This is a genomic window from Arthrobacter sp. BF1, assembly GCF_056680215.1.
In genome coordinates, this window is record NZ_CM155271.1 from 468,977 (window position 1) to 490,303 (window position 21,327).

The window sequence follows — 21,327 nt, forward strand, 5'->3', positions numbered from 1 at the left end:
GTCAAGGTCGTTGACATATTTCGTATAGCTTGCTTGGCTGCTGTCACGGCCCGCAACGAAAACGTCGCGGCCGTCGCACCCTAATTGCACTCGAAAGAGGTAACGCACTGTGATGAAATCCTTGGCAACCATGAGGACCATAGCCGTTTCAGGAGCCTTGGCGCTCGCGGCCTTAGCCGCTCCGGCCCCGCTGGCGAACGCCGTGGGCGAGGGGCCCAACTATGACGGCAACGGCCAGATCACCACGTCAAAGCTGTCAACCTATGCCGAGATGGTCTCCTTCCTGAAGGATCAGGATGCCCGCCAGCCCGCCATGGAACTTGAAGTGATCGGCCAGACTGTCAAGGGCCGGGATATTCACTTGGTGAAATACGTCTCGGACCCGGCCAAGCCCACCATCCTCTATCTGACCCAGCAGCACGGCAACGAGCAGCTCACCACTGAGGGCGCCCTGCAGTTCGTCAAGCACCTCGGCACCGGAAAATCGCGGGACGTCCTCGACGGAGTGAACATCCTGATTGTTCCCATGCTCAACGCAGACGGTGCCATGGGAGACGTCAACTTTCCGCTGGACGACTACCTGGCCAAGGGTGACCGCAACATGACCCGGTACAACGCCGAGGAAGTGGACCTGAACCGTGACCATGTGGCCAAGGTGCAGCCCGAAACGCAGGCCCTGCACAACAACGTGATGAGCAAGTACAAGATCGACTACATGATCGACCTCCACCACCAGGGCACGCGAAGCGAGCGTGACGGGAAGCTTGTCTCCGGGTCCATCCTTTACCCCACCACTCCCAACGCCGATCCAGCCGTGGTGGAGAAGTCCAAGCACCTGGGCGCCGTCGTCTTCGACAACGTCGACTCCACCGGCTGGGGCCACCTGGGGAAGTACGTGGGCGGCAGCGCCGAAACCATCAGCCGCAACGGCATTGCAGTGGAGTACGGGATCGCCACCCTGCTCTTCGAAATGCGGGGCATGTCTGATCATTACCTGGACGGCTACGCCCTGGGGCTGCGCAGCAACGGTTACCTGATCAAGCAGACGGTGACCACGCTGACTGCCACTGCGGCCGCCATCGCGGACGGTTCGATTGCCGACGCCGACACCTCCTTCTGGGACAGCCTGGAGACCCAGACCTCCCGTCCGGGCGAGGAAGCGGACGGCGAGTAGCGCCTCCCGGAAGCCCGCCCGTGGTTCTTTGGTGTGCACAAAGGGCCGCGGGCGGCCTCATGGGCGGACAAAGTCTGTGATCGGCTAAACTTGGGTGGTAAGGGCCCCGGAACTCTTGCGTTGGCGTCGCCTCCCGGCGGACAGCACCAGAACATTCGGGGCGTTCTCATGTACGGCGCTGAGCCCTGGTAATCCCTCCGGGACCGGCCCGAAAGAATGGGGGAGGATCCCATGCCAGCAATCGTGATCGTAGGAGCCCAGTGGGGCGACGAAGGAAAAGGCAAGGCAACCGATCTTCTGGGCGGCCGTGTTGATTACGTCGTCAAGCCGAACGGCGGAAACAACGCGGGGCACACCGTCGTCGTAGGCGGTGAGAAGTATGAGCTCAAGCTCCTTCCGGCCGGCATCCTGAGCCCCAACGCGGTTCCGATCATCGGCAACGGCTGCGTGGTGAACCTCGAGGCACTCTTCCAAGAGATTGATGGCTTGGAGGCCCGGGGCGCTGACACGTCCAAGCTCCGCGTTTCCGCCAACGCCCACCTGGTTGCGCCCTACCACCAGGTGCTTGACAAGGTGACCGAGCGTTTCCTTGGCAGCCGTGCCATCGGTACCACCGGCCGCGGCATCGGCCCTGCCTACATGGACAAGGTGGCCCGCCTGGGCATCCGCGTCCAGGACGTGTTCGACGAGTCCATCCTCCGCCAGAAGGTGGAAGGATCCCTGCGCCAGAAGAACGAACTCCTGGTCAAGGTCTACAACCGCCGCAGCGTTGTGGTGGAGGAGATCGTCAGCTACTTCCTCTCCTTCGCCGACCGCCTGCGCCCCCTGGTCATTGACAGCACGCTGGTCCTCAACAACGCCCTTGACGAGGGCAAGGTGGTGCTGATGGAAGGCGGCCAGGCAACATTCCTGGACGTGGACCACGGCACCTACCCGTTCGTGACGTCCTCCAACCCGACGGCAGGCGGCGCGTCCGTGGGCTCGGGCATCGGCCCCACCCGCATCTCGCGCTCCATCGGCATTATTAAGGCCTACACCACCCGCGTTGGCGCCGGCCCGTTCCCCACGGAACTCTTCGACGAGATGGGGCTGTACCTGCAGAAGACCGGCGGCGAGTTCGGCGTGAACACCGGCCGGCCCCGCCGCTGCGGCTGGTACGACGCCGTATTGGCCCGCCATGCTTCCCGCGTCAACGGCTTCACTGACTACTTCGTCACCAAGTTGGACGTCCTCACGGGTATCGAGCAGATCCCGGTATGCGTCGCCTACGACGTGGACGGCGTCCGCCACGATGAAATGCCCATGACGCAGACCGAGTTCCACCACGCTGTGCCCATTTTTGAGTACTTCGACGGCTGGACCGAGGACATCACCGGAGCACGCACCCTGGAGGACCTCCCGGAGAATGCCCGCAACTACGTGCTGGCCCTCGAAAAGCTCTCCGGCACCCGCTTCTCCGCGATCGGCGTCGGCCCGGACCGCGACCAGACCATCGTGGTCCACGACCTTATCAACGACTAACACACCGGAACGTCCGACGGCGGCGGGTCACCCTTTGGGTGGTCCGCCGCCGTCGTTGTGCGGGGGCAGGACGTGGCTGCGTGCGGTGGATGGACGCAATTTACACAGGGTTAACCCCGTCGGTCTTGTGAGGCAACCGGCGCGGCCGCGAGACTTTTAACATAAGGTGAACGGATCAACAGATCGTTCGACCAGACCCGCGGAAATGATGACGCAACGACGCGTCCGGGCCTGCCTTGTGACAATGACGCCACTTGGAGGGACCCCCGCCGACCCGGAAGGATTTTGTTATGGCTGGGATTTTCGAAGTTTTTCTCGACTCGGATTCGCTTTTCAGGTTCAGGCTGAAGGCGCCCGACGGCACCGTAATGGCCGTCTCCGGGGCTTTCGAGGACAAGCCCGCAGTCGCCGCAGGAATCGCCGCCGTCCGTGAGTGCGCGGGAACCGGGCTGGTTACTGACCTTTCCGCCGCCCACCGCGGCCAGCGCACCGCCGCATCTGCACCCGTTCCGGCCCGGTCCGTGGCCGTACCTTCTGCGGCAGCCGAGTCTGCATGTGACCGACAGCAGGTGCCGGTCAGCCGGGTCCGCGCCTTTGCCCACTTCAATGCGGTGCGCAGCAGCGCCTAGGGAACTTTTCAAAGTTTTTTGTGACAGCGCGTAACCCTTGGCAGGCCCGGAACGATTACCCCTATGAAGCGCCGGTCTGAAACTTGTCCCCCATCAGGTTTCAGACTGGCTCTTTTGTTCCTCACAGGTGCAGGCATTGCTCCGGTTCAGCCTGGTTACCGGAGGGTACAGTTAGCGGGAACACCATCCCCCCCAACGAAGGCCCAACGTCCGTGACCGATGCGCTGACAGACGATGCTTTGCGCGCGCGCGCACGGGAACCGGAGCTCTTCAGCATTGTGTACCGAACCTACGCAGCACAGGTCCTGGGCTACCTCACAGCCCGCGGGGTAGAAGATCCGGAGGCTGTTATGCAGGAAGTGTTCCTCGCCGTCCTGCCGCGGCTGGAAACGGTCACCGGTGGCGTGGCCGGGCTGCGGACCTTCGTCTTCTCGGTGGCCCACGCCCGGATGGTGGACGACCACCGGCGCCGGCGCCGTGCACCCGTTGAGCTTCCGTTCGAACCCGACCTGGACGCGCGCGAGGAGTCATCTGCCGAAGATGCAGTCATGGAGCGCGTCGGCCCGCAGGAGGTACAGGACCTCCTCAGGGTCCTCCCGGACGAGCAGCGCGAGGTCCTCACCCTCCGCCTGGTGGCGGGCCTGACCGTCGAGCAGTCCGCGGAGGTCATGGGAAAGAGCAGCGGCGCCGTGAAGCAACTGCAGCGGCGCGCTTTGGTCCGGCTGCGGGAGCAGTCCGCAGTGAAGGAGTATGTGGCACAATGACGGCCAAAACCAGCCACCTGCTGAGCACCGTGGACGACATGCTGCTCGATGCCGGCGAAACCGACCCGGCGCTTTGCGCCGCCTTGCTCTCGCTGGGCGCCTTAGCGTCCGGGCCGGTCCCTGAACCCCGCCCTGAACTGGCGGCGCTCCTCTCAGCGCAGACCACCCAGCTTGGCCGCCATCGGCTGCGCCGCAGGCACCGGACTGCTGCGGTGGGCCTTGCCGTCATCGCCGGGATGGGGCTGGGGGTCTCAGGGGTGGCAGCCACGGCTTCCGGACCGAAACTGCATGCCAGCCCTTCCATCCAGCAGATGTTGCAGGACTGGGTGCCTGCCTGGACCATCGCGGGGACTCCTAACGGCAGCAGGGCCGCCGGCGACCTGCCCGGGGCGCCTGCAGCGGAGCGTGCTGCCGAGGACGCATCGGCGTCTGCCGATCCGGGGAGTACGGAAACGCAACCTGCCGGACACAGCTCAGCCGCGCAGGGATCGGCGGGGCATGAGCCTGATCTGCCCGGGCGCCCTGAACACGGCGCTGCCGGGCGGAGCACCAACCATGATTCGGCGAATCGGGGTGTAGGCAACGCAGGGGCCGGCAACGGTGCCACAGGAAACCCAGGTGCCGGTAATGCTGCGGCCGACGGCGGCGCGTCACGGAACGCGGCAGGCGCCACCGGTCCTGGTACCCCCCAGAACAAGGCCGTCCTGGACGCTCCCACGCATGGCGCAGCCGATGCCCCGGCAGACGTGCTCGAAAAGACCGGGAAGCCCGTGACCGAAGCACCCGCCGTCGTCGGGAATCTTGCCTCAGCCATCCTGGACCCGTCAGCGAAAGAAAAAACCGGGGCCAGCGATGCCGGCCCCGGTTCCATCTGGCTGAAGAAGTTCAACCGCTAACGGACCCTCCCGTCAGGACAGAAGCTGCCGGCGGGAGGAGATGACGCCGGTGTCGAAGCCGGCCAGGTGCAGGCCGCCATGGAACCGGGCGTGTTCGATCTTCACGCAGCGGTCCATCACCACGTTGAGCCCGGCGGCCTCGGCATCTGCGGCCACGGCTTCATGCCAGGAACCCAGCTGAAGCCAGAGGGTTTTGGCGCCGGCAGCGATGGCTTCGTCCAGGACACCCGGGAGGTCGTCGTGTTTGCGGAACACATCCACGATGTCCGGGCTCTCGGGAAGATCGGCCAGTGAGGCGTAGGTGGGTTCACCGAGAATCTCCTTGACCACGGGATTCACGAAGTACACCTTGTACCGCGTGGACGACTGCAGGTACGTGGCCACGAAGTAGCTGGCACGCGACGGCTTGTCCGAGGCGCCCACAATCGCAATCGACTTGGCTGAGCGCAGCAGGTTCAGGCGTTCCGGTGCGGAAGGGCCGTCCCAGGTACGGGTTTCGATGCTCATGCGCGTGCTCCGATCGTGCAGGAATCGGCTTCGAGGGTGGATTCTTCAGTGGCTGCGCCAGCCGAAGCCACGGCCGACGAGGCCTCGGTCAGGGCCTGGTCCAGGTCCCACAGGATATCGTCGATGTCCTCCAGACCCACGGAAATGCGGACCAGGTCCTCGGGGACACCCGCGGACTCCAGCTGGACCGGATTCAGCTGCTGGTGGGTGGTGGACCCCGGGTGGATGACCAAAGTGCGGGAATCGCCCACGTTGGCCAGGTGCGAGGCCAGCTGCAGGGATTCGATGAACTTCTGCCCGGCAGCCCGGCCGCCCTTCACGCCGAAGGAGAACACCGAGCCGGGACCCAGCGGCAGGTACTTCTTCGCGCGCTCGAAATGCGGGTGCGAGGGCAGGCCGGAGAAGTTCACGTACGCCACGCGGGGATCGGCTTCGAGCCATTCGGCCACGGCCTGCGCGTTCTTCAGGTGCTCGTCCAGGCGCTGCGGCAGGGTTTCCACGCCCTGCAGCAGCTGGAAGGCCGAGAGCGGCGACAGTGCCGGGCCGATGTCGCGCAGCTGCTCGCAGCGCAGCTTGGTCAGGAAGCCGTACTCGCCGAAGTTGCCCCACCAGGAGACGTTGCCGTACGAGGCCACGGGCTCGGTCATCGTGGGGAACTTGCCGTTGCCCCAATTGAACCGGCCGCTCTCAACGATGACACCGCCCAGGGTGGTGCCGTGCCCGCCGAGGAATTTGGTGGCCGAGTGGATCACGATGTCGGCGCCGTGCTCGATGGGCCGCACAAGGTACGGCGTGCTCAAGGTGGCGTCGACCACGAGGGGGATGCCGGCGTCGTGCGCTACCTTTGCCAGCCCTTCCAGGTCCTGGACTTCCGACGACGGGTTGGCCACCACCTCGACGAAGATCGCCTTGGTGTTTTCCTGGACCGCCGCGGCATAGTCCGCAGGGTCGGTGCCGGGGACGAACGTGGTGTCCACGCCGAAGCGGCGCAGCGTCACATCAAGCTGGGTGACGGTGCCGCCGTACAGCTGGGACGCGGCCACAATGTGGTCACCCGACTGGGTCAGCGCGGCGAAGGTGATGAACTCTGCGGCCATGCCGGAGGATGTTGCCACCGCGCCGATGCCGCCCTCGAGCGAGGCGATGCGCTCTTCGAACGCAGCCACGGTGGGGTTGCCGATGCGGGAGTAGATGTTGCCGTACTTCTGCAGTGCGAACAGGTTGGCGGCGTCCTGGGTGTCCTTGAACACGAAGGACGTGGTCTGGTAGATGGGCACCGCGCGGGCGCCGTGCTCGGCGTCGGGAGTGCCGCCGGCGTGCAGGGCGCGGGTGCGGAAACCGAATGTGCGGTCAGACATTAGACAGCCACCTTTTCAGAAACAGCGGCGGGCGTGCCGGAGAGTTCCAGCTCGGTGCCGTTCTTGCGGGCAAGGTCGGCTTCGAGTTCGCGGACGATCGGCAGGATGTCCTGGCCGAACGCCGCCACCTCCTCCTGGAAGTGCAGGTAACCGGTGAGGAACAGGTTAACGCCGATCTTCTTGTATTCGACGATCCGTTCGGCGATCTGCTCCGGGGTGCCGATCAGCTGGGTCTTGAAGCCGTCGTTGTACTGGACCAGGTCCTCGAAGCTGGAATCGGCCCACATGCCCTTGCCGTCCTTGGTGGATGCGCCGGCTTCCTGAACGGCGTCGCGGAAGCCCTGGACTGCGGGCTTGTGCGCCTTCTCCACGATCTCGCGGAGGGTGTCGCGGGCTTCCTTCTCGGAATCGCGGGCGATGACGAAGCCGTTCAAACCGAAACGCGGGGACGCAAGGGCGCCCTCGGTGCCGCGCCGGGTCTCGCCGGCAGCGGCGACAACGCCGGCAATGTTCTCCTTGAACCCTTCCAGGTCCTTGCCGTTGGAGAAGTACCAGTCAGCCACCCGGCCGGCCGTGGCCTGGGCCGCTGTGGAGTTGCCGCCGAAGAAGATCTCCGGGTGGGGCCGGCCCGGGACGTCAACCGGGGCCGGGTTCAGCGTGAAGTCGGTGATGTTGTAGTACTTGCCGGACTGGCTGTATTCCTGTTCGGTCCAGAGGCCGCGCAGGACCCTGATGAACTCCTCGGTGCGGACGTAGCGTTCGTCGTGCTCCAGCCACTCGAGGCCGAAGTTGGTGAACTCGTTCTTGAGCCAGCCGGAGACGATGTTGACGGCGGCGCGGCCGTTGGAGATGTGGTCCGCGGTGATGATGTATTTGGCCAGCACGCCGGGGTGCCACATGCCCGGGTGGACGGCCGAGATGACCTTGAGCCGCTCGGTGGCGGCCAGGAGGGCGAGGCTGAACGAGGTTGCCTCGTGCTGCTTGTCCGCACCGTAGGAGGCGGCGTAGCGGGTCTGCGTCAGGGCGTACTCAAAGCCTGAGTTCTCGGCGATCTGCGCCAGCTTCTTGTTGTAGGCGAAGTCCCAGCTGGTCCGCTGTTCGATGGTGGAAACCACCAGGCCGCCGGAAACGTTCGGCACCCAGTAGGCGAATTTCAGCGGCTCGGAAAGACGGGCAACGTTGCTGATGTCATTCATGAATTTTCCTTTGCTAGGGTCCGCTCGCGCAGGACGTCCTGGATTCCGGCTATCGCCGGCTCGTTCTGGAGTGAGGTGGTGTCGCCCAGGGCGGTCCCCTCAAAGAGTTGGGTCAGCAGCCGGCGCATGATCTTGCCGCTGCGGGTTTTGGGAACATCGGGAACCACGACGACGTCGCGCGGCTTGGCGATCGGGCCGATTGCCTTCGCGACGTGGTTGCGGAGGTCGGTGGCAACTTCGCGGGAAACGCCGCGTTTTAGGACGACAAACGCGACTATCGCGTGGCCCGTTTTGGCGTCAGCCACCGGACAGACGCCGGCCTCCACCACGTCCGGGTGGGACACCAGCGCGGACTCGATCTCGATGGTGGACAGCAGGTGGCCCGACACATTGAGGGTGTCGTCCACACGGCCCAGGATCCAGATGTCGCCGTCGGCGTCGTACTTGGCGCCGTCGCCGGCCAGGAACCAGCCCTGTTCGGCGTATTGGCGCCAGTAGGAGTCCAGGTAGCGCTGGGGGTTGCCCCAGACGGTCCGCGCGATGGACGGCCCGAAGGCGTCAACCACAATGAATCCCTGGACGCCCGGCGGAACTGTATTGCCGGCGTCGTCCACGATCCTGGTGCTGACCCCGGGCAGCGGGCGGGCCGCGCAGCCGGGCTTGAACTCGGTGTCCGTGGGGGCGGGGGAGAGGATGGTGGCCCCGGTCTCGGACTGCCACCACGTGTCCACCACGGGGGCGGTGCCGGCGCCGACGTTCTGCCGCAGCCAGCGCCATGCCTCGGGGTTGACGGCCTCGCCCACGGTCCCGAGCATGCGGATGGAGGAGAGGTCATAGGTGTCCGGTACGCCGTCCGGGAACCAGCCCATCAGGGAGCGGACCAGGGTGGGTGCCGTGTAGTACTGCGTGACGCCGTAGCGCTCGATGATTTCGAAGTGCCGGCCCGGGTGCGGTGTGTTCGGGGTGCCTTCAAAGATCACCTGGGTGACGCCGTTGGAGAGCGGGCCGTAGATCTCGTAGGTGTGCGCGGTGACCCAGGCGAGGTCGGCCGTGCACCAGTGCACATCCGCGTCGCGGAGGGCCGGATCGGGGTTGCTGAACAGGTGTTCGTAGCTCCAGGAGGCCTGGGTGAGGTAGCCGCCGGACGTGTGGACCAGGCCCTTGGGCTTACCGGTGGTCCCGGAGGTGTACATGATGAACAGGGGTGTCTCGGCGTCGAACGCTTCGGGTTCGTGGACGTCGGATGCCTGCCCGACGGCGTCATGCCACCAGACGTCGCGGCCTTCAGCCATGGGGACGCTGCCCAGGTCCCCGGCGGCGGTGGTGCGGTTGACCACCAGGACGTGCTCGATGGCGTTGTCCCCGCTGACGGCGGCGTCGGCGTTGTCCTTGACGGGCACCGCGACGCCGCGGCGGAACTGGCCGTCGGTGGTGACCAGGAGCCTGGCCTGGGTGTCCTCGACGCGGAATTTCAGCGCCTCGGCGGAGAAGCCGCCGAAGACCAGGGAGTGGATGGCGCCGATCCGTGCCACGGCAAGGGTGATGATGATGGTTTCGGGGATGACCGGCAGGTAGATGACCACGCGGTCGCCCTTGGTGATGCCGAGGTCCAGGAGGGCGTTGGCGGCCTTGGACACTTCGCGCTGGAGTTCGGCATAGGTGATGGCGCGGCGGTCGCCGGGCTCGCCCTCAAAGTAGAGGGCCACCTTGTCGCCCCGGCCTGCCTCCACGTGGCGGTCCACGCAGTTGTAGGCCACGTTCAGGCGGCCGCCGGCGAACCATTCGATGCGGGGCACGGAGTACTCGGCGTCCGCGGCGGGGACGTCCGGTCCGCTGAGGCGCACAGCCTTCTCGAAGGTGTGGGCTGTGTGCCACGGCTCGGCCCATTCGAGGCGCCGGGCAGCGTCCTCCCAGAACACGATGCGCTCTGCCTCGGTGGTGGGGTGCGTGTGCTGCAGGGCTTCTGCGGTGCTCAGGCCCATCGTTTTACCGCCCATTTCTCTGCCAGGCCGAGGAGGGCGTCCGTCAGTTTTCCGATTACGGCCAGCAGCACAATGGCGAGGAAAAGCCTGTCGGTGCGGCCGTTGTTTTGTGAGTCGATCAGCAGGAATCCGAGCCCCATGGAGGAGGCAATCAGTTCCGCCGCTACCAGGAACAGCCACGCCTGCGCCAGTGCCAGGCGCAGCCCGGAAAATACGGCGGGAACCACTGCGGGCAGCTGCACGGTGGTCAGGAGCCGGACCCCCTTGAGCCCGAAGGCCCGGGCGGCTTCCACGAGGTTCCGGTCCACGTGGCGGAGCGCCAGGGAAACGGTGGTGAACACCGGGAAGAAGGCGCCGATGATGATCAGCGTGACCTTGGAATCCTCGCCGATCTTCAGCCAGAGGATCAGCAGCGGCACCCAGGCCAGCGAGGGGACGGCACGCAGGGCGCCGATGGTGGGGGCCAGCAGGGCGTCGGCAATCTTTGACAGGCCCACGGTGGCACCCAGAATCAGGCCCAGCGCGGCGCCAATCAGGAACCCGATCACCACCCGCTGCGTGGAGATGGCGATGTGGGTGCCCAGTTCACCGCGGCCCAGCAGCTCGCCCGCCGCCCCCAGCACCATTGCCGGGGGAGGAAGCTGAACCACGCTGAAAACGCCGGTGGAGGAAGCCACCTGCCAGGCCGCCAGCAGGATTGCCGGGATGATCAGGCCAAGGGGCAGACGCGCCCAGTTCCGTAAACGGACTCCGGCGGGAGACCATCCCGGTGCCGGAGCGGGTGCCGGAACGGCACCCGTCTGGGCGGCGTCTGCCGTTGCTGCGGTAGCGGCTGCAGCGCGCTCATCCGCAACACTGTTGCCGGTGAGGAAGGGGTTTCCCGGATTGCTCATCAGGAACCCTTAATGGCTGACGGATCAGCCTTCTTCACCAGCGAGTCGTCGAGAAGGGAGGCCACGGCGTCGTCGATCTGCTGCTGGGTTTTGACGTCGCCGGTTTCCACGAAGGTGGGCCCGATCTTCTCCAGTACTTTGCGCTGCGCCTCTCCGGGCGCGGCGTCTACGTTCAGGTTGCTGCGTTCCAGCACGACGGTCTTGGCCACGGCCAGGTCCAGCCCGGCGACATCGGCCAGGATGTGGGCCGTCTGGTCGGGGTTGGCTGCGGCCCAGGCGCGGGCCTTTTCGTAGGCATTGACAACGGCCTGCGCCAGTTCGGGCTTGTCCTTGAGGAAGGACTCCGTGGCGTTGAGGAAGCCGTAGGTGTTGAAGTCCAGGTTCCGGTAAAAGAGCTTGGCGCCCTTCTGTTCGGCACCGGCCATGATCGGGTCGAGGCCGGACCACGCCTGGACCGAGCCGTTCTCCAGCGCGGTGCGGCCATCGGCGTGCTGCAGGTTCTGGACGGTCACATCGCCGGGCTTGAGGCCGGCCTGTTCGAGGGCCTGCAGGAGGAAGAAGTACGGGTCGGTGCCTTTGGTGGCGGCCACGGACTTGCCTTTGAGGTCGGACACGGACGTGATGCTTGAACCGGCGGGGGCAACCAGGGCCGCCCATTCCGGCTGGGAATAGATGCTGATGGTGCGGATCGGCGAACCGTTGGAACGGGCCAGGAGGGCTGCGGAACCTGCGGTTGACCCGACGTCGATGGCGCCCGAGCGCAGTGCTTCGTTGGCCTTGTTCGAACCCGCCGACTGGATCCAGTTGACGGTGACGCCCTGATCCTTGAGGGACGCTTCCAGCCAGCCCTGGTTCTTGATGACCAGGCTGAGCGGGTTGTAGGTGGCGAAGTCGATGTTCAGCGTGCCGCCCGAGGTGCTGCCGGTGGCCGCCGCCTGGCCGGAGGAGCCCTCACCTGCAACGCAGCCGGTCAGCGCCATGGCCGAGACGGCTACTACGGCGGCTGCCCCGAGGAGGGAACGGCGGGTGAGGGGGCGTGCGTGCTGCATTGTTTTCCTTTGCGCTGGTGATGCGGAGTAACGGAAGTCCGGCCGCAGCGGGTTAGCGCCCGACGTCGGAGCTTGCGTCAGTGGATTAACGGGGGTGGTTCGTTGCCGGGGTTGCCGTGGCGGGCGTTAGTGCCCGTCCACGCCCAGGCTGGCCAGGAGGGAGACGCGCAAGGCGGCGAGTTCTGCCGAGGCCCGGTCCCGCGGCCGGTCGCCGGGGACGTCGACGGTCCGCACGATCGTGGCCCCCTGGCCGTCGTCGGCTGCACCCAGGACGATGATCCGGTCGGCCAGCTGCAGGGCCTCATCAACGTCATGCGTGACCAGGAGCACCGTGGTGGGCTCTGCCTGATGGACGTCAAGGAGCAGGTCCTGCATCTTGATGCGGGTCAGTGCATCCAGCGCGCCGAAGGGCTCATCAAGCAGCAGGACGCCGGGGTTTCGTGCCAGCGCCCGCGCCAGGGAGGCCCGCTGGGCCATTCCGCCCGACACTTCGCGGGGGCGGTGCTTGGCGAAGCTGTCCAGTCCCACCAGCTCAAGCAGCCTGGAGACCTTGGCTTTGCCTTCCTTGGCGCTGCAGCCCTTGGGCAGGCCGATGGCCACGTTGGCCTGCAGAGTGTGCCAAGGCAGCAGCCTTGGTTCCTGGAAGGCAAAGGCGCACCGGGGATCGATGCCCTGGACAGGGGTGTCCTGGATGACGACGGAACCGGCGCTGGGTGAATCCAGCCCGGCAGCAGCGCGCAGCAGCGTTGATTTGCCGCAGCCGGACGGGCCCAGGATGGCCAGCACCTCTCCTGCTGCAACGTCGAAAGTGACGTCCTGCAGCACGGTGTGGGCGGCGTCGCCGGTTCCGAAGGTTCGGCGCAGGCCCCGGAAGGACACGGGAAGTGCGGAGGAAGTGCCGGCATGGGCGCCGGCACGCTCGGAAGACAGGACTGCAGTCATAGGATCACTCCATCGGTCCTGGCAGTAGCACCCTACGGAGTCCAGCCTCTTAGCGGAGTGGTCAGTTCCGGGTACCCAAGGCTTTTTCCTTGCTATCAGCGTGCGCCGTGGGGGCCCACACTGACCAGGGTTGCTGCGGCTTCATCGATCCAGGTCTCTCGGCCGCTCGGGATGGTCACTACCCACTAGACCTGACGTGAACAAACAATCCAAATCAGCGACTCACCGCGCGTAATGTTCGTTCACATGACCGGGGAAGGCCTTTCGCCGGTAGAAAATTCGGCAATCGGCACTTTCAGAAACCGGCGTAGGCTTGGGGCATGGGCCACACCAACGATCCTGCAGTCATAGAGCGCCTTATGCGAAACAAAGGGCGGTGGGCCATCGTGGGCCTGACCACCAATGAGTGGCGCGCGGCGTATGACACGTCACTTTTCATCCGCGACAGGCTGGGGATGGAGATCATTCCGGTGAACCTGCCCGGGGACCCGGTGCACGGCGAAACCGGGTACCGCTCCCTCCAGGACATTCCGGCGGAAAAGCAGCCCATCGACGTCGTCGACTGCTTTGTGAATTCGCAGAAGGTCGGCGCGGTGGTTGACCAGGCGATCTCCGCCGGCGCCAAGGCTGTGTGGCTTCAGCTGGGCGTCATTGACGAGGCCGCCGCCGAACGGGCGAAGGCAGCCGGCCTGGACGTGGTGATGAACGTCTGCCCTGCGCAGCAGGCCTGGAAATACAACCTCTGACACTTGGCGGTGCGCGCCGCCAAGTGCCCGGCTGCTCACTGCGGTGGCCCGGTCAGCGCTGCATCAGCTCCGGGTAGTGGCGTTCGGTAACGTCCGGGTGCGCGCGCATCCTGCCCTTGAGCATGTTCAGGCCAAATGAGGCGAGCATCGGGTTGGTGGGGTCGTCCGAGAGCCCGCGTGCCTGCGCCTTCAGCTCCGGCGGCAGGGGCACGGGGTCGATCACGGCGTCCAGCCGCGGGGACCAGAAAAACGGCACGGAGTAGCGGTCCACACCGGGCGGCGGCGCCTTGACCCGGTGGATGGTGGCGGCCAGATAGCCTTCGGTGGCCACCTCCAGCATCTCGCCAAGGTTCACCACGAGCGCTCCGGGTAGGGGCTCGACGGTGGCCCATTCTGTGGTCCCCGGCGGCAGCACTTCCAGGCCGCCCACCTCGTCCTGCAGCAGCAGGGTGACAAAACCGTAGTCGGCGTGGGAACCCACACCCTGATCGCCGGCGGCTTCCACCACGCCGCCGACGTAGTGCACCAGCTTGCCCATCCAGGCGGGTTCATCACCGAAGGGCTCGTCGAAGTGCTCCTCGGGCAGGCCGAGGGAGACCGCGATGCCGCGCAGGAGTTCCATCCCGACGCTGGACATCAGGTCTGCCCAGGCCATGGCGGCTGTCTTCAGCTCCGGCAGGGCTTCATCCGGCCACAGGTTGTGTCCCTGCAGCAGCCAGTAGGGCTGGTCTGCGGGGTAGTCCGGGACGGGCTCGCGTTCCGGTGAGTAGTCGATCTGCTCGCGGGCATCGGCCCTGCCCTGGGTGACTTCGGTGCCCATCCGGGTATAGCCGCGGAAGTGCGGTGAAAGCCTGTTGTCCAGCTTCATCCGCTCTTCGAGGGGCAGGTCGAAGAAGCGTTTGATGAGGGCCAGGAGTTCCTCGGCCTGGCCCGGCGCGGCCCCGTAGCCGGTGATCTGGAAGAACCCCACATTGTGGGCGGCGTCCCGCAATTGGTCAATGAATTCCGGACTGAACGAACCATACGGTTGGCGGGCGGCGCTCATGTCGAGAACTGGAATGGTGGCCTGATCGGGTGACATCTTCGCAGACTAGCACCGCCGGGTTGGGCTTTGTAGGCTCGTGGCATGGACGCTGCTGCCCTCCGGGAGATTTGCCTGAGCTTTCCCGGTGCCTTCGAGGATTTTCCCTTCGGCCCGGAAACGTCGGTGTTCAAGGTCCGTGCCGCCGTTTCCGGGGGAGCCCGGCATGAAGCGAAGATGTTCGCGGCATCCGCCATGGACGCGGACGACTGGTCCGTAAGCCTGAAGTGCGAGCCTGCCCTGGCCGAGCATCTGCGCACCGCGCACCCCGAAATCACCGGCGCCTGGCACATGAACAAGACGCACTGGAACGGTGTCCGGCTGGACGGAGCCTTGCCTGACGATATGGTCCGGGACATGGTGGAGGACTCCTACGACCTGGTGGTGGCCACGCTGAGCAGGAAGCAGCAGGAGCAGCTCGGGTGGGCACGGTTGACAGGATCCAGGGAGGGCTCCGTTGACTGAGAATCGTCTTGCCGGAGGCCGGCTCGATTATCCGGGTGTCGGCTCCACCGAGAATGGCCGGCCGCCGGCGGGGTACCCCTGCCTGGTCTCCCAGGTTTACCTGGGCGACGGGTTGGCAGTTTACCGGCGTGTGGCGCAGGGGATCCTGACGTGGGAACTGCAGCGGCGATCGGGACTGCGCGTCCGTGCCGAGTCCGACGTCGTCCGGCCCGGAACGCGCGTGGTGAGCGGCTTCGGCGTCGGGCCTTTCCGCATCAATGCACCCTGCGAAGTGGTGTGGGTGCGGCGGCCCGTGCCGGGCGACCGCCCGCAGTCTGCCGGGTTCGGCTACGGAACACTGCCCGGACATCCGGCGCGCGGCGAAGAGGCGTTTGAGGTGGAGATCGATGACACCGGGCGGGTATTCCTGAAGATCACCGCGTTCAGCGTGCCGGCCAACCGGTTCTACCGTGCGGGTGGCCTGGTGACCCGGGCAGCGCAGAGGCACGTAACTTCGCGATACGTTGAAGGGGCACGCCAACTCGCCGCAGGTGAAAGCTGATCAGGAGAAGGTACATGCTGGAGCAAGAGACCCTTGACCGCCTATGGAATTTTGAGGATCCCGGACTGTCCGAGCAGCGTTTTCGGGACGCCCTTGCCGACCCCACTTACAACACCGACGAAAAAGCCGAACTCGCCACGCAACTTGGCCGGGCCATTGGCCTGCAGGGCCGCTACGAGGAAGCCGATGCCTTGCTGGATACGATTGGCGGCGAGGACGAACCCACCGTCGGCATCCGCGTCCTGCTCGAGCGCGGACGGGTCCTGAACAACAGCGGCCACGCGGCCATGGCCGTGCCGCTGTTTGAACAGGCCGCTGAACTGGGGGACCACCTCGGTGAGGAATTCCTCGCGGTGGACGCGCTGCACATGCTCGCCGCAGCGGACTCCGCCCATGCGGAAGCCTGGACCCGGAGTGCCCTTGAATACGCCTCCACCGCCCATGACCCGCACACCCGCCGCTGGATGGCCGGGCTGCACAACAGCTTGGGCTGGATGCTGCATGCTGCCGGCCGGTTCACGCAGGCACTGGTGGAGTTCCAGCTGGCGGAGCAGTGGGCCGAGCAGACCGGTACCCCGGCTCAGCAGCAGCACGCCCGCGAGGCCATCCTCGCCTGTGAGCTCGCCATGGCCACGGCTCAGTAGATCAATCAACATCAACGGAAGGAAACCCATGATCTTCATTGTGGTTAAGTTCAAGGTCAAGCCCGACTGGTCCGAGCGCTGGCTCGGCCTCGTGGATAGTTTCACGAAGGCAACCCGGGAGGAGCCCGGGAACCTCTGGTTCGACTGGTCCCGCAGCGTGGACGATCCCCACGAGTTTGTCCTGGTGGAAGCCTTCAAGGACGATGCTGCCGGCGACCACGTCAACAGCGCCCATTTCAAACAGGCCATGGCTGACATGCCGCAGGCCTTGGCCGAAACACCGCGGATCATCAGCCGCCAGCTCGACGGCGACGGCTGGGACCGGATGGGGGAACTCACCATCTGACCCCCATCGATTGCTCCGTAACGGCCCTTTTGAGTCCCCAAAGCGGCGGTTACGGAGCAGTCGATACGATTACGGCATGTGGATCGGCTGGATTGAATTCGACATTCTCCTGGGAGATGTCCAGAGCCTCAAGGAAAAACGCTCCGTCATCAGGCCGCTGCTCGCTGAGCTGAAGCGCCGCTTTGATGTGTCGGTGGCCGAGGTGGGGGACCACGATCAGTACCGGCGCTCGCAGCTGGGCGCCGGCCTGGTGGCAGCTGACCGGGCGCACGTTGTGGAGGTGCTCACCGCCGTCGAACGCTTAGTGGCCGCCCGCCCGGAGATTGAGCTGCTCAGCGCCCGGCAGCGGGAGCTCCACAGCGAGGATTGACCCCCCAATCGATTGCTCCGTAGCTGTCGTTTTGAGCCGGGAAAACGACCGTTATGGAGCAACCGATGAGGCCTGTGGATAACTTCTGCAGCGCCAGCCGTCTTCTGTTCTGATGAGTTCATGAAGACCCCTCGCCCGTTGCCGGCGGAACTCCAGGACCACCCGTTCACAGTGGCTGAGGCGACGCGTGCCGGAGTGTCACCGAGGCGGCTGCGACACCGATCCCTGAAACACCTCGGTAGGGGGATTCGGTCGGAAAGCCCGACGGCGGAGCTCCCCTTGAGTGCCAGAGTCCGGCCCTTCATTGAAGTCAATGAGCGGTGCGCGGCGTCGCACCTCACTGCGGCGGAGACGCTCACGCTGCCGCGCCGTCAGCAGAAGGGGACTCCAGAGATGTATCACGTCATCAGGCCTGAGGGCTCGGCACACCTGAACAGGCCGCATGTCATTGTGCACCGCATGAAGCTCTACATCGACGAGGTCACCACAGTTGAAGGCGTGCCCGTGACCACTCCTGAGCGAACCTGGCTGGACATGGCGGAAATGCTCACGGTGGATGAGTTGGTGGCCATGGGGGACAGCTGTGTGCGCGTGCCAAGGACGGCGTTTGAGGACAGGGACATGCCGCTCTGCAGCCTGGCAGATCTCCAGCGAATGATCGACAGGCACAAGGGAAAGCGGGGCCTGCGCAAGGCCAAGGAAGCCATCAAACTCGTCCGGGTGGGTTCGGACTCACCGCAGGAGACATTGCTTCGCCTGGCGATCGTTAGAGCCGGGCTCCCGGAACCCGAGCTCAACCTCCCGATCATCGGTGAGGGAGGCAGCCGCCATCACGAACCGGGCCTGTCGTATCGGAGGTACCGGATCGGGATCGAATACGAAGGTGAACACCACGGCGACGAAGGGCAGATCGTCCGGGACATTGCCCGCTCCGAAAACTACCACGCCGTGGGCTGGACTGAAGTGCGCATTTCCAAGCGGCACATGCTGAACGACGCCAAGCCTGCGGTGGCCAAGGTCCATTCAGCTTTGGTCCAGGCTGGGTGGCGCAGGGGCCATTAAGCATCAATTGCTCCGTAACTGCCGTTTTTGGGGGTTCAAAAGGGCGGTTACGGAGCAATCGATGGAGGGGGAAATGAGGGTTAGCCGAAGTACTTCGGCAGCGTCCCTTCGTGGGCTTCGCGGAGGGCGTCGAGGGACATGGTGTCCACGCCGTTGATCTCCAGCTGGTTGCTCGCGGCGTCCACCACACCGATCCGGACGTGGGCAAAGCCGCGGGCCGTGCACATGTCCTTGAAACGGACTTCCTCGGAGCGGGGCACGCCAACAATTGCGCGGCCCTGGGACTCGGAGAACAGTGCGGTGAACAGGTCAACTCCGTCGCGGTCCAGGACGTCCTGCAGGGCGATCCGGGCACCCACGCCGTAGCGCAGTGAGGACTCCACGAGTGCTGCCGCGAGGCCGCCTTCGGAGAGGTCGTGCGCGGAGTCCACCATGCCGTCGCGGGAGGCGTTGATCAGGATTTCACCCAGCGCGCGCTCGGCGGCGAGGTCAACCTTGGGCGGAAGTCCGCCAAGGTGGCCGCGCATGTTGGCCCACTCCGAACCATCCAGTTCAGCCGCTGTTGTACCCAGCAGGTAAATGGCCATCCCGTCCTCACGCCAGCCCGACGGCGTGCGGCGGGCGACGTCGTCGAGTTTGCCCAGGACCGCCACCACGGGGGAGGGGTGGATGGGGGTGGTTCCGGTCTGGTTGTAGAGCGAGACGTTGCCGCCGGTGACCGGGATGCCCAGCTCCATGCAGGCGTCGGACAGGCCGCGGATGGCTTCGGCGAGCTGCCACATGACGTCCGGGTCCTCGGGGGAGCCGAAGTTCAGGCAGTCACTGACGGCCATCGGCACAGCACCGGAGGTGGCCACGTTGCGGTAGGCCTCGGCCAAGGCCAGCTGTGCGCCGTAGTACGGGTCAAGGTAGGTGTAGCGGCCGTTGGCGTCGGTGGCCAGGGCCACGCCCAGGCCTGTCTCCTCGTCAACGCGGACCACGCCGGCATCGTCCGGGAAGGCCAGAGCTGTGTTGCCACCCACGTACCGGTCGTACTGGTTGGTGATCCAGTCCTTGCTGCACATGTTCGGTGAGGCCACGAGCTCGGTGACGGCGGCGGCCAGTTCCGTGGGGGCGGAGGGGCGGCCGGCGTCGTGCACGGAACCGGTGAAGGAATCGGCCTGGACCGAGTCCTGCCATGAGGGGCGGGCGTACGGGCGGTCGTAGACCGGGCCGTCGTGGGCGACCGTGCGGGGGTCAACGTCCACGATGACTACGCCGTCCCAAGTGATGATGAGGCGGCCGGTGTCCGTGACCTCGCCGAGCCAGGAGTACTCCACGGCCCACTTGTCCATGACAGCTTCGAACGCTTCGATGTTCTCCGGCGTAACCACGGCCATCATGCGTTCCTGCGACTCGGACATCAGGATTTCGCCCGGGGTCAGCGTGGGATCGCGCAGCAGCACGGAGGTCAGCTCAACCTGCATGCCGCCGTCGCCGTTGGAGGCCAGTTCGGACGTGGCGCAGGAGATGCCTGCGGCACCCAGGTCCTGGATACCCTCAACCAGGGAGCCCTTGAACAGCTCCAGGCAGCACTCGATCAGGACCTTCTCGGCGAAGGGGTCGCCCACCTGCACGGCGGGGCGCTTGGAGGGCTTGGTGTCGTCGAAGGACTCCGAGGCCAGCACCGAGGCGCCGCCAATGCCGTCGCCGCCGGTGCGTGCACCGAAGAGGACCACCTTGTTGCCCTTGCCCGACGCGTTGGCGAGCCGGATGTCCTCGTGGCGCATAACGCCAACAGCCAGCGCGTTGACCAGCGGGTTGCCCTGGTAGATGGAGTCAAACACCATTTCGCCGCCGATGTTCGGCAGGCCGAGGGAGTTGCCGTAGCCGCCGATGCCGGCAACGGCACCGTGCATCACGCGGGCCGTGTCCGGGTGGTCGATGGCGCCGAAGCGCAGCGGGTCCATCACGGCTACCGGGCGGGCGCCCATGGAGATGATGTCGCGGACAATGCCGCCGATACCGGTGGCCGCACCCTGGTAGGGCTCAACGAACGACGGCGAGTTGTGGGACTCGATCTTGAACGTCACGGCCCAGCCGTCGCCCAGGTTGGTGACGCCGGCGTTCTCGCCGATGCCCACCAGCATGTCCTTCTTCATCTCGTCGGTCACCTTGTCGCCGAACTGGCGCAGGTGGTTCTTCGAGGACTTGTAAGAGCAGTGCTCGCTCCACATCACGGAGTACATAGCCAGCTCTGCGCCGGTGGGGCGGCGGCCCAGGACCTTGACTACCTCATCGAACTCGTTCTGCTTCAGGCCCAGTTCGGCCCAGGGCAGTTCGGTGTCCGGCGTCTTGGCAGCGTTCTCGACAGTGTCGATGTTGAACTTCTTGCCGGTTTCCGTGGTCACTTGGCGCCTCCCACAATCTTGTTCAAAACGGAGGTAAAGAAACCGAGGCCGTCGGTGTCGGACCCTCCGATGCCATCCAGCGATTCCGGCCCGAAGCCAACCTCAACCGCGTGCTCCGGGTGCGGCATGAGGCCCACCACGTTGCCGGCGGCGTTGGAGATGCCGGCGATGTCGCGGCGTGAGCCGTTGGGGTTGAAGCCCACGTAGCGGAAGACCACACGGCCTTCGGCTTCGAGCGCGTCGAGGACTTTGTCGTCCGCGATGTACTGGCCGTCCTGGTTCTTCAGCGGCACCGTGATTTCCTGGCCGGCCTCGTAATCGAGGGTCCAGGCGGTGTTGCTGTTTTCCACCCGCAGCACCTGATCGCGGCACATGAACTTCAGGTGGTCGTTTTTGATCATGGAGCCGGGCAGCAGGTGCGACTCGGTGAGGATCTGGAAGCCGTTGCAGATGCCCAGCACGGGCAGCTTGGCGTCGGAGTTCGCGGCGTCGATGATCTTGGACATCAGCGGCGCGAAGCGGGCGATGGCGCCCGCGCGGAGGTAGTCACCGTAGGAGAAGCCACCGGGAATTACGACGGCGTCCACGTCACCGAGGGTGGTGTCGGCGTGCCAGAGCGGCACTGCGGTGCCGCCGGCCAGCCGGACTGCACGGGCGGCGTCGCGGTCGTCCAGGGTCCCGGGGAAAGTGACGACGCCGATCTTGGCCCCGGCGAGCCGGGGCTCGGCGGCCACGGCGATTGCCTCGCCGATCAAGGGAAGTTCAGTCATC

The 21,327-nt window shown here is 65.6% G+C and carries 22 protein-coding genes; 12 read left to right on the forward strand and 10 right to left on the reverse strand.

Translation table 11 applies throughout. From position 1 onward, the window contains the following. The first annotated feature begins 130 nt into the window (after positions 1-130). From AC1MCD_RS02275 to AC1MCD_RS02295, 5 genes are all read left to right on the forward strand, one after another. Positions 131-1,174, forward strand: coding sequence for a M14 family zinc carboxypeptidase (locus AC1MCD_RS02275; RefSeq protein ID WP_498675488.1), 1,044 nt, complete (start codon positions 131-133; stop codon positions 1,172-1,174). A 231-nt stretch (positions 1,175-1,405) separates the two neighbouring features. Beyond that, positions 1,406-2,695 (forward strand): adenylosuccinate synthase, encoded by a 1,290-nt coding sequence (locus tag AC1MCD_RS02280; RefSeq protein WP_190989501.1) that lies wholly within the window; start codon positions 1,406-1,408, stop codon positions 2,693-2,695. Between the two features lie 290 nt (positions 2,696-2,985). Beyond that, the gene (locus AC1MCD_RS02285) at positions 2,986-3,324 is read left to right on the forward strand and encodes a YegP family protein (protein ID WP_498675489.1); all 339 of its coding nucleotides are present in this window, start codon (positions 2,986-2,988) and stop codon (positions 3,322-3,324) included. Between the two features lie 212 nt (positions 3,325-3,536). Further along, on the forward strand, positions 3,537-4,088 hold the full coding sequence (locus AC1MCD_RS02290) for an RNA polymerase sigma factor (RefSeq protein ID WP_498675491.1): 552 nt from the start codon (positions 3,537-3,539) through the stop codon (positions 4,086-4,088). Further along, a complete protein-coding gene (locus AC1MCD_RS02295) occupies positions 4,085-4,984 on the forward strand; it encodes a hypothetical protein (protein WP_498675493.1) in 900 nt (299 codons plus the stop codon). Before AC1MCD_RS02290 ends, AC1MCD_RS02295 begins: the two co-directional genes overlap by 4 nt. Positions 4,985-4,996: 12 nt before the next feature. Here AC1MCD_RS02295 and AC1MCD_RS02300 read toward each other — a convergent pair whose 3' ends face one another. The 7 genes from AC1MCD_RS02300 to AC1MCD_RS02330 all read right to left on the reverse strand — a co-directional run bounded on the left by AC1MCD_RS02300 (position 4,997) and on the right by AC1MCD_RS02330 (position 12,911). Continuing rightward, positions 4,997-5,491, reverse strand: a complete 495-nt coding sequence (locus AC1MCD_RS02300) for a CoA-binding protein (RefSeq protein ID WP_498675495.1) — start codon at positions 5,489-5,491, stop codon at positions 4,997-4,999. Beyond that, entirely contained in the window at positions 5,488-6,849 is a 1,362-nt protein-coding gene (locus AC1MCD_RS02305; protein WP_498675497.1) for an O-acetylhomoserine aminocarboxypropyltransferase/cysteine synthase family protein, read from the reverse strand. The genes AC1MCD_RS02300 and AC1MCD_RS02305 overlap by 4 nt, the downstream gene beginning before the upstream one ends. Further along, positions 6,849-8,045, reverse strand: a complete 1,197-nt coding sequence (gene sfnG, locus AC1MCD_RS02310; protein WP_498675499.1) for a dimethylsulfone monooxygenase SfnG — start codon at positions 8,043-8,045, stop codon at positions 6,849-6,851. The genes AC1MCD_RS02305 and sfnG overlap by 1 nt, the downstream gene beginning before the upstream one ends. After that, positions 8,042-10,042: an acetate--CoA ligase gene (acs, locus tag AC1MCD_RS02315; protein WP_498675501.1), complete on the reverse strand. Its 2,001-nt coding sequence runs from the start codon at positions 10,040-10,042 to the stop codon at positions 8,042-8,044. The genes sfnG and acs overlap by 4 nt, the downstream gene beginning before the upstream one ends. Then, positions 10,018-10,920 carry an ABC transporter permease gene (locus AC1MCD_RS02320; protein ID WP_498675503.1) on the reverse strand — a complete coding sequence of 301 codons (903 nt, stop codon included), beginning with the start codon at positions 10,918-10,920 and terminating at the stop codon, positions 10,018-10,020. The genes acs and AC1MCD_RS02320 overlap by 25 nt, the downstream gene beginning before the upstream one ends. Further along, a complete protein-coding gene (locus AC1MCD_RS02325; protein ID WP_498675507.1) occupies positions 10,920-11,969 on the reverse strand; it encodes an aliphatic sulfonate ABC transporter substrate-binding protein in 1,050 nt (349 codons plus the stop codon). The genes AC1MCD_RS02320 and AC1MCD_RS02325 overlap by 1 nt, the downstream gene beginning before the upstream one ends. Positions 11,970-12,095: 126 nt before the next feature. Further along, positions 12,096-12,911 carry an ABC transporter ATP-binding protein gene (locus AC1MCD_RS02330; protein WP_498675510.1) on the reverse strand — a complete coding sequence of 272 codons (816 nt, stop codon included), beginning with the start codon at positions 12,909-12,911 and terminating at the stop codon, positions 12,096-12,098. Between the two features lie 320 nt (positions 12,912-13,231). On the opposite strand from AC1MCD_RS02330, the gene AC1MCD_RS02335 reads away from it, so the two are divergent. Beyond that, on the forward strand, positions 13,232-13,657 hold the full coding sequence (locus tag AC1MCD_RS02335) for a CoA-binding protein (protein ID WP_498675512.1): 426 nt from the start codon (positions 13,232-13,234) through the stop codon (positions 13,655-13,657). A gap of 52 nt (positions 13,658-13,709) precedes the next feature. Here AC1MCD_RS02335 and AC1MCD_RS02340 read toward each other — a convergent pair whose 3' ends face one another. Continuing rightward, a complete protein-coding gene (locus AC1MCD_RS02340; RefSeq protein ID WP_498675514.1) occupies positions 13,710-14,738 on the reverse strand; it encodes an isopenicillin N synthase family dioxygenase in 1,029 nt (342 codons plus the stop codon). A gap of 45 nt (positions 14,739-14,783) precedes the next feature. Between AC1MCD_RS02340 and AC1MCD_RS02345 the strand changes: the two genes are divergently transcribed. The 6 genes from AC1MCD_RS02345 to AC1MCD_RS02370 all read left to right on the forward strand — a co-directional run bounded on the left by AC1MCD_RS02345 (position 14,784) and on the right by AC1MCD_RS02370 (position 18,166). Then, positions 14,784-15,203: an MmcQ/YjbR family DNA-binding protein gene (locus AC1MCD_RS02345; RefSeq protein ID WP_498675516.1), complete on the forward strand. Its 420-nt coding sequence runs from the start codon at positions 14,784-14,786 to the stop codon at positions 15,201-15,203. Then, the gene (locus AC1MCD_RS02350; protein ID WP_498675518.1) at positions 15,196-15,744 is read left to right on the forward strand and encodes a DUF1990 domain-containing protein; all 549 of its coding nucleotides are present in this window, start codon (positions 15,196-15,198) and stop codon (positions 15,742-15,744) included. The genes AC1MCD_RS02345 and AC1MCD_RS02350 overlap by 8 nt, the downstream gene beginning before the upstream one ends. Before the next feature lie 14 nt (positions 15,745-15,758). Then, entirely contained in the window at positions 15,759-16,388 is a 630-nt protein-coding gene (locus AC1MCD_RS02355) for a hypothetical protein (protein ID WP_498675522.1), read from the forward strand. 28 nt (positions 16,389-16,416) lie between these two features. Then, entirely contained in the window at positions 16,417-16,734 is a 318-nt protein-coding gene (locus AC1MCD_RS02360) for a putative quinol monooxygenase (RefSeq protein ID WP_498675524.1), read from the forward strand. Between the two features lie 76 nt (positions 16,735-16,810). Further along, positions 16,811-17,104: a DUF503 domain-containing protein gene (locus AC1MCD_RS02365; RefSeq protein ID WP_498675526.1), complete on the forward strand. Its 294-nt coding sequence runs from the start codon at positions 16,811-16,813 to the stop codon at positions 17,102-17,104. A gap of 279 nt (positions 17,105-17,383) precedes the next feature. Beyond that, positions 17,384-18,166 carry a type IV toxin-antitoxin system AbiEi family antitoxin gene (locus AC1MCD_RS02370; protein WP_498675531.1) on the forward strand — a complete coding sequence of 261 codons (783 nt, stop codon included), beginning with the start codon at positions 17,384-17,386 and terminating at the stop codon, positions 18,164-18,166. A gap of 80 nt (positions 18,167-18,246) precedes the next feature. Here the strand turns inward: AC1MCD_RS02370 and purL are convergent, their stop codons facing one another. Beyond that, positions 18,247-20,556 carry a phosphoribosylformylglycinamidine synthase subunit PurL gene (gene purL, locus AC1MCD_RS02375; RefSeq protein WP_498675533.1) on the reverse strand — a complete coding sequence of 770 codons (2,310 nt, stop codon included), beginning with the start codon at positions 20,554-20,556 and terminating at the stop codon, positions 18,247-18,249. Then, positions 20,553-21,326 carry a phosphoribosylformylglycinamidine synthase subunit PurQ gene (gene purQ, locus AC1MCD_RS02380; RefSeq protein ID WP_498675534.1) on the reverse strand — a complete coding sequence of 258 codons (774 nt, stop codon included), beginning with the start codon at positions 21,324-21,326 and terminating at the stop codon, positions 20,553-20,555. Before purQ ends, purL begins: the two co-directional genes overlap by 4 nt. Position 21,327 lies beyond the last annotated feature (1 nt).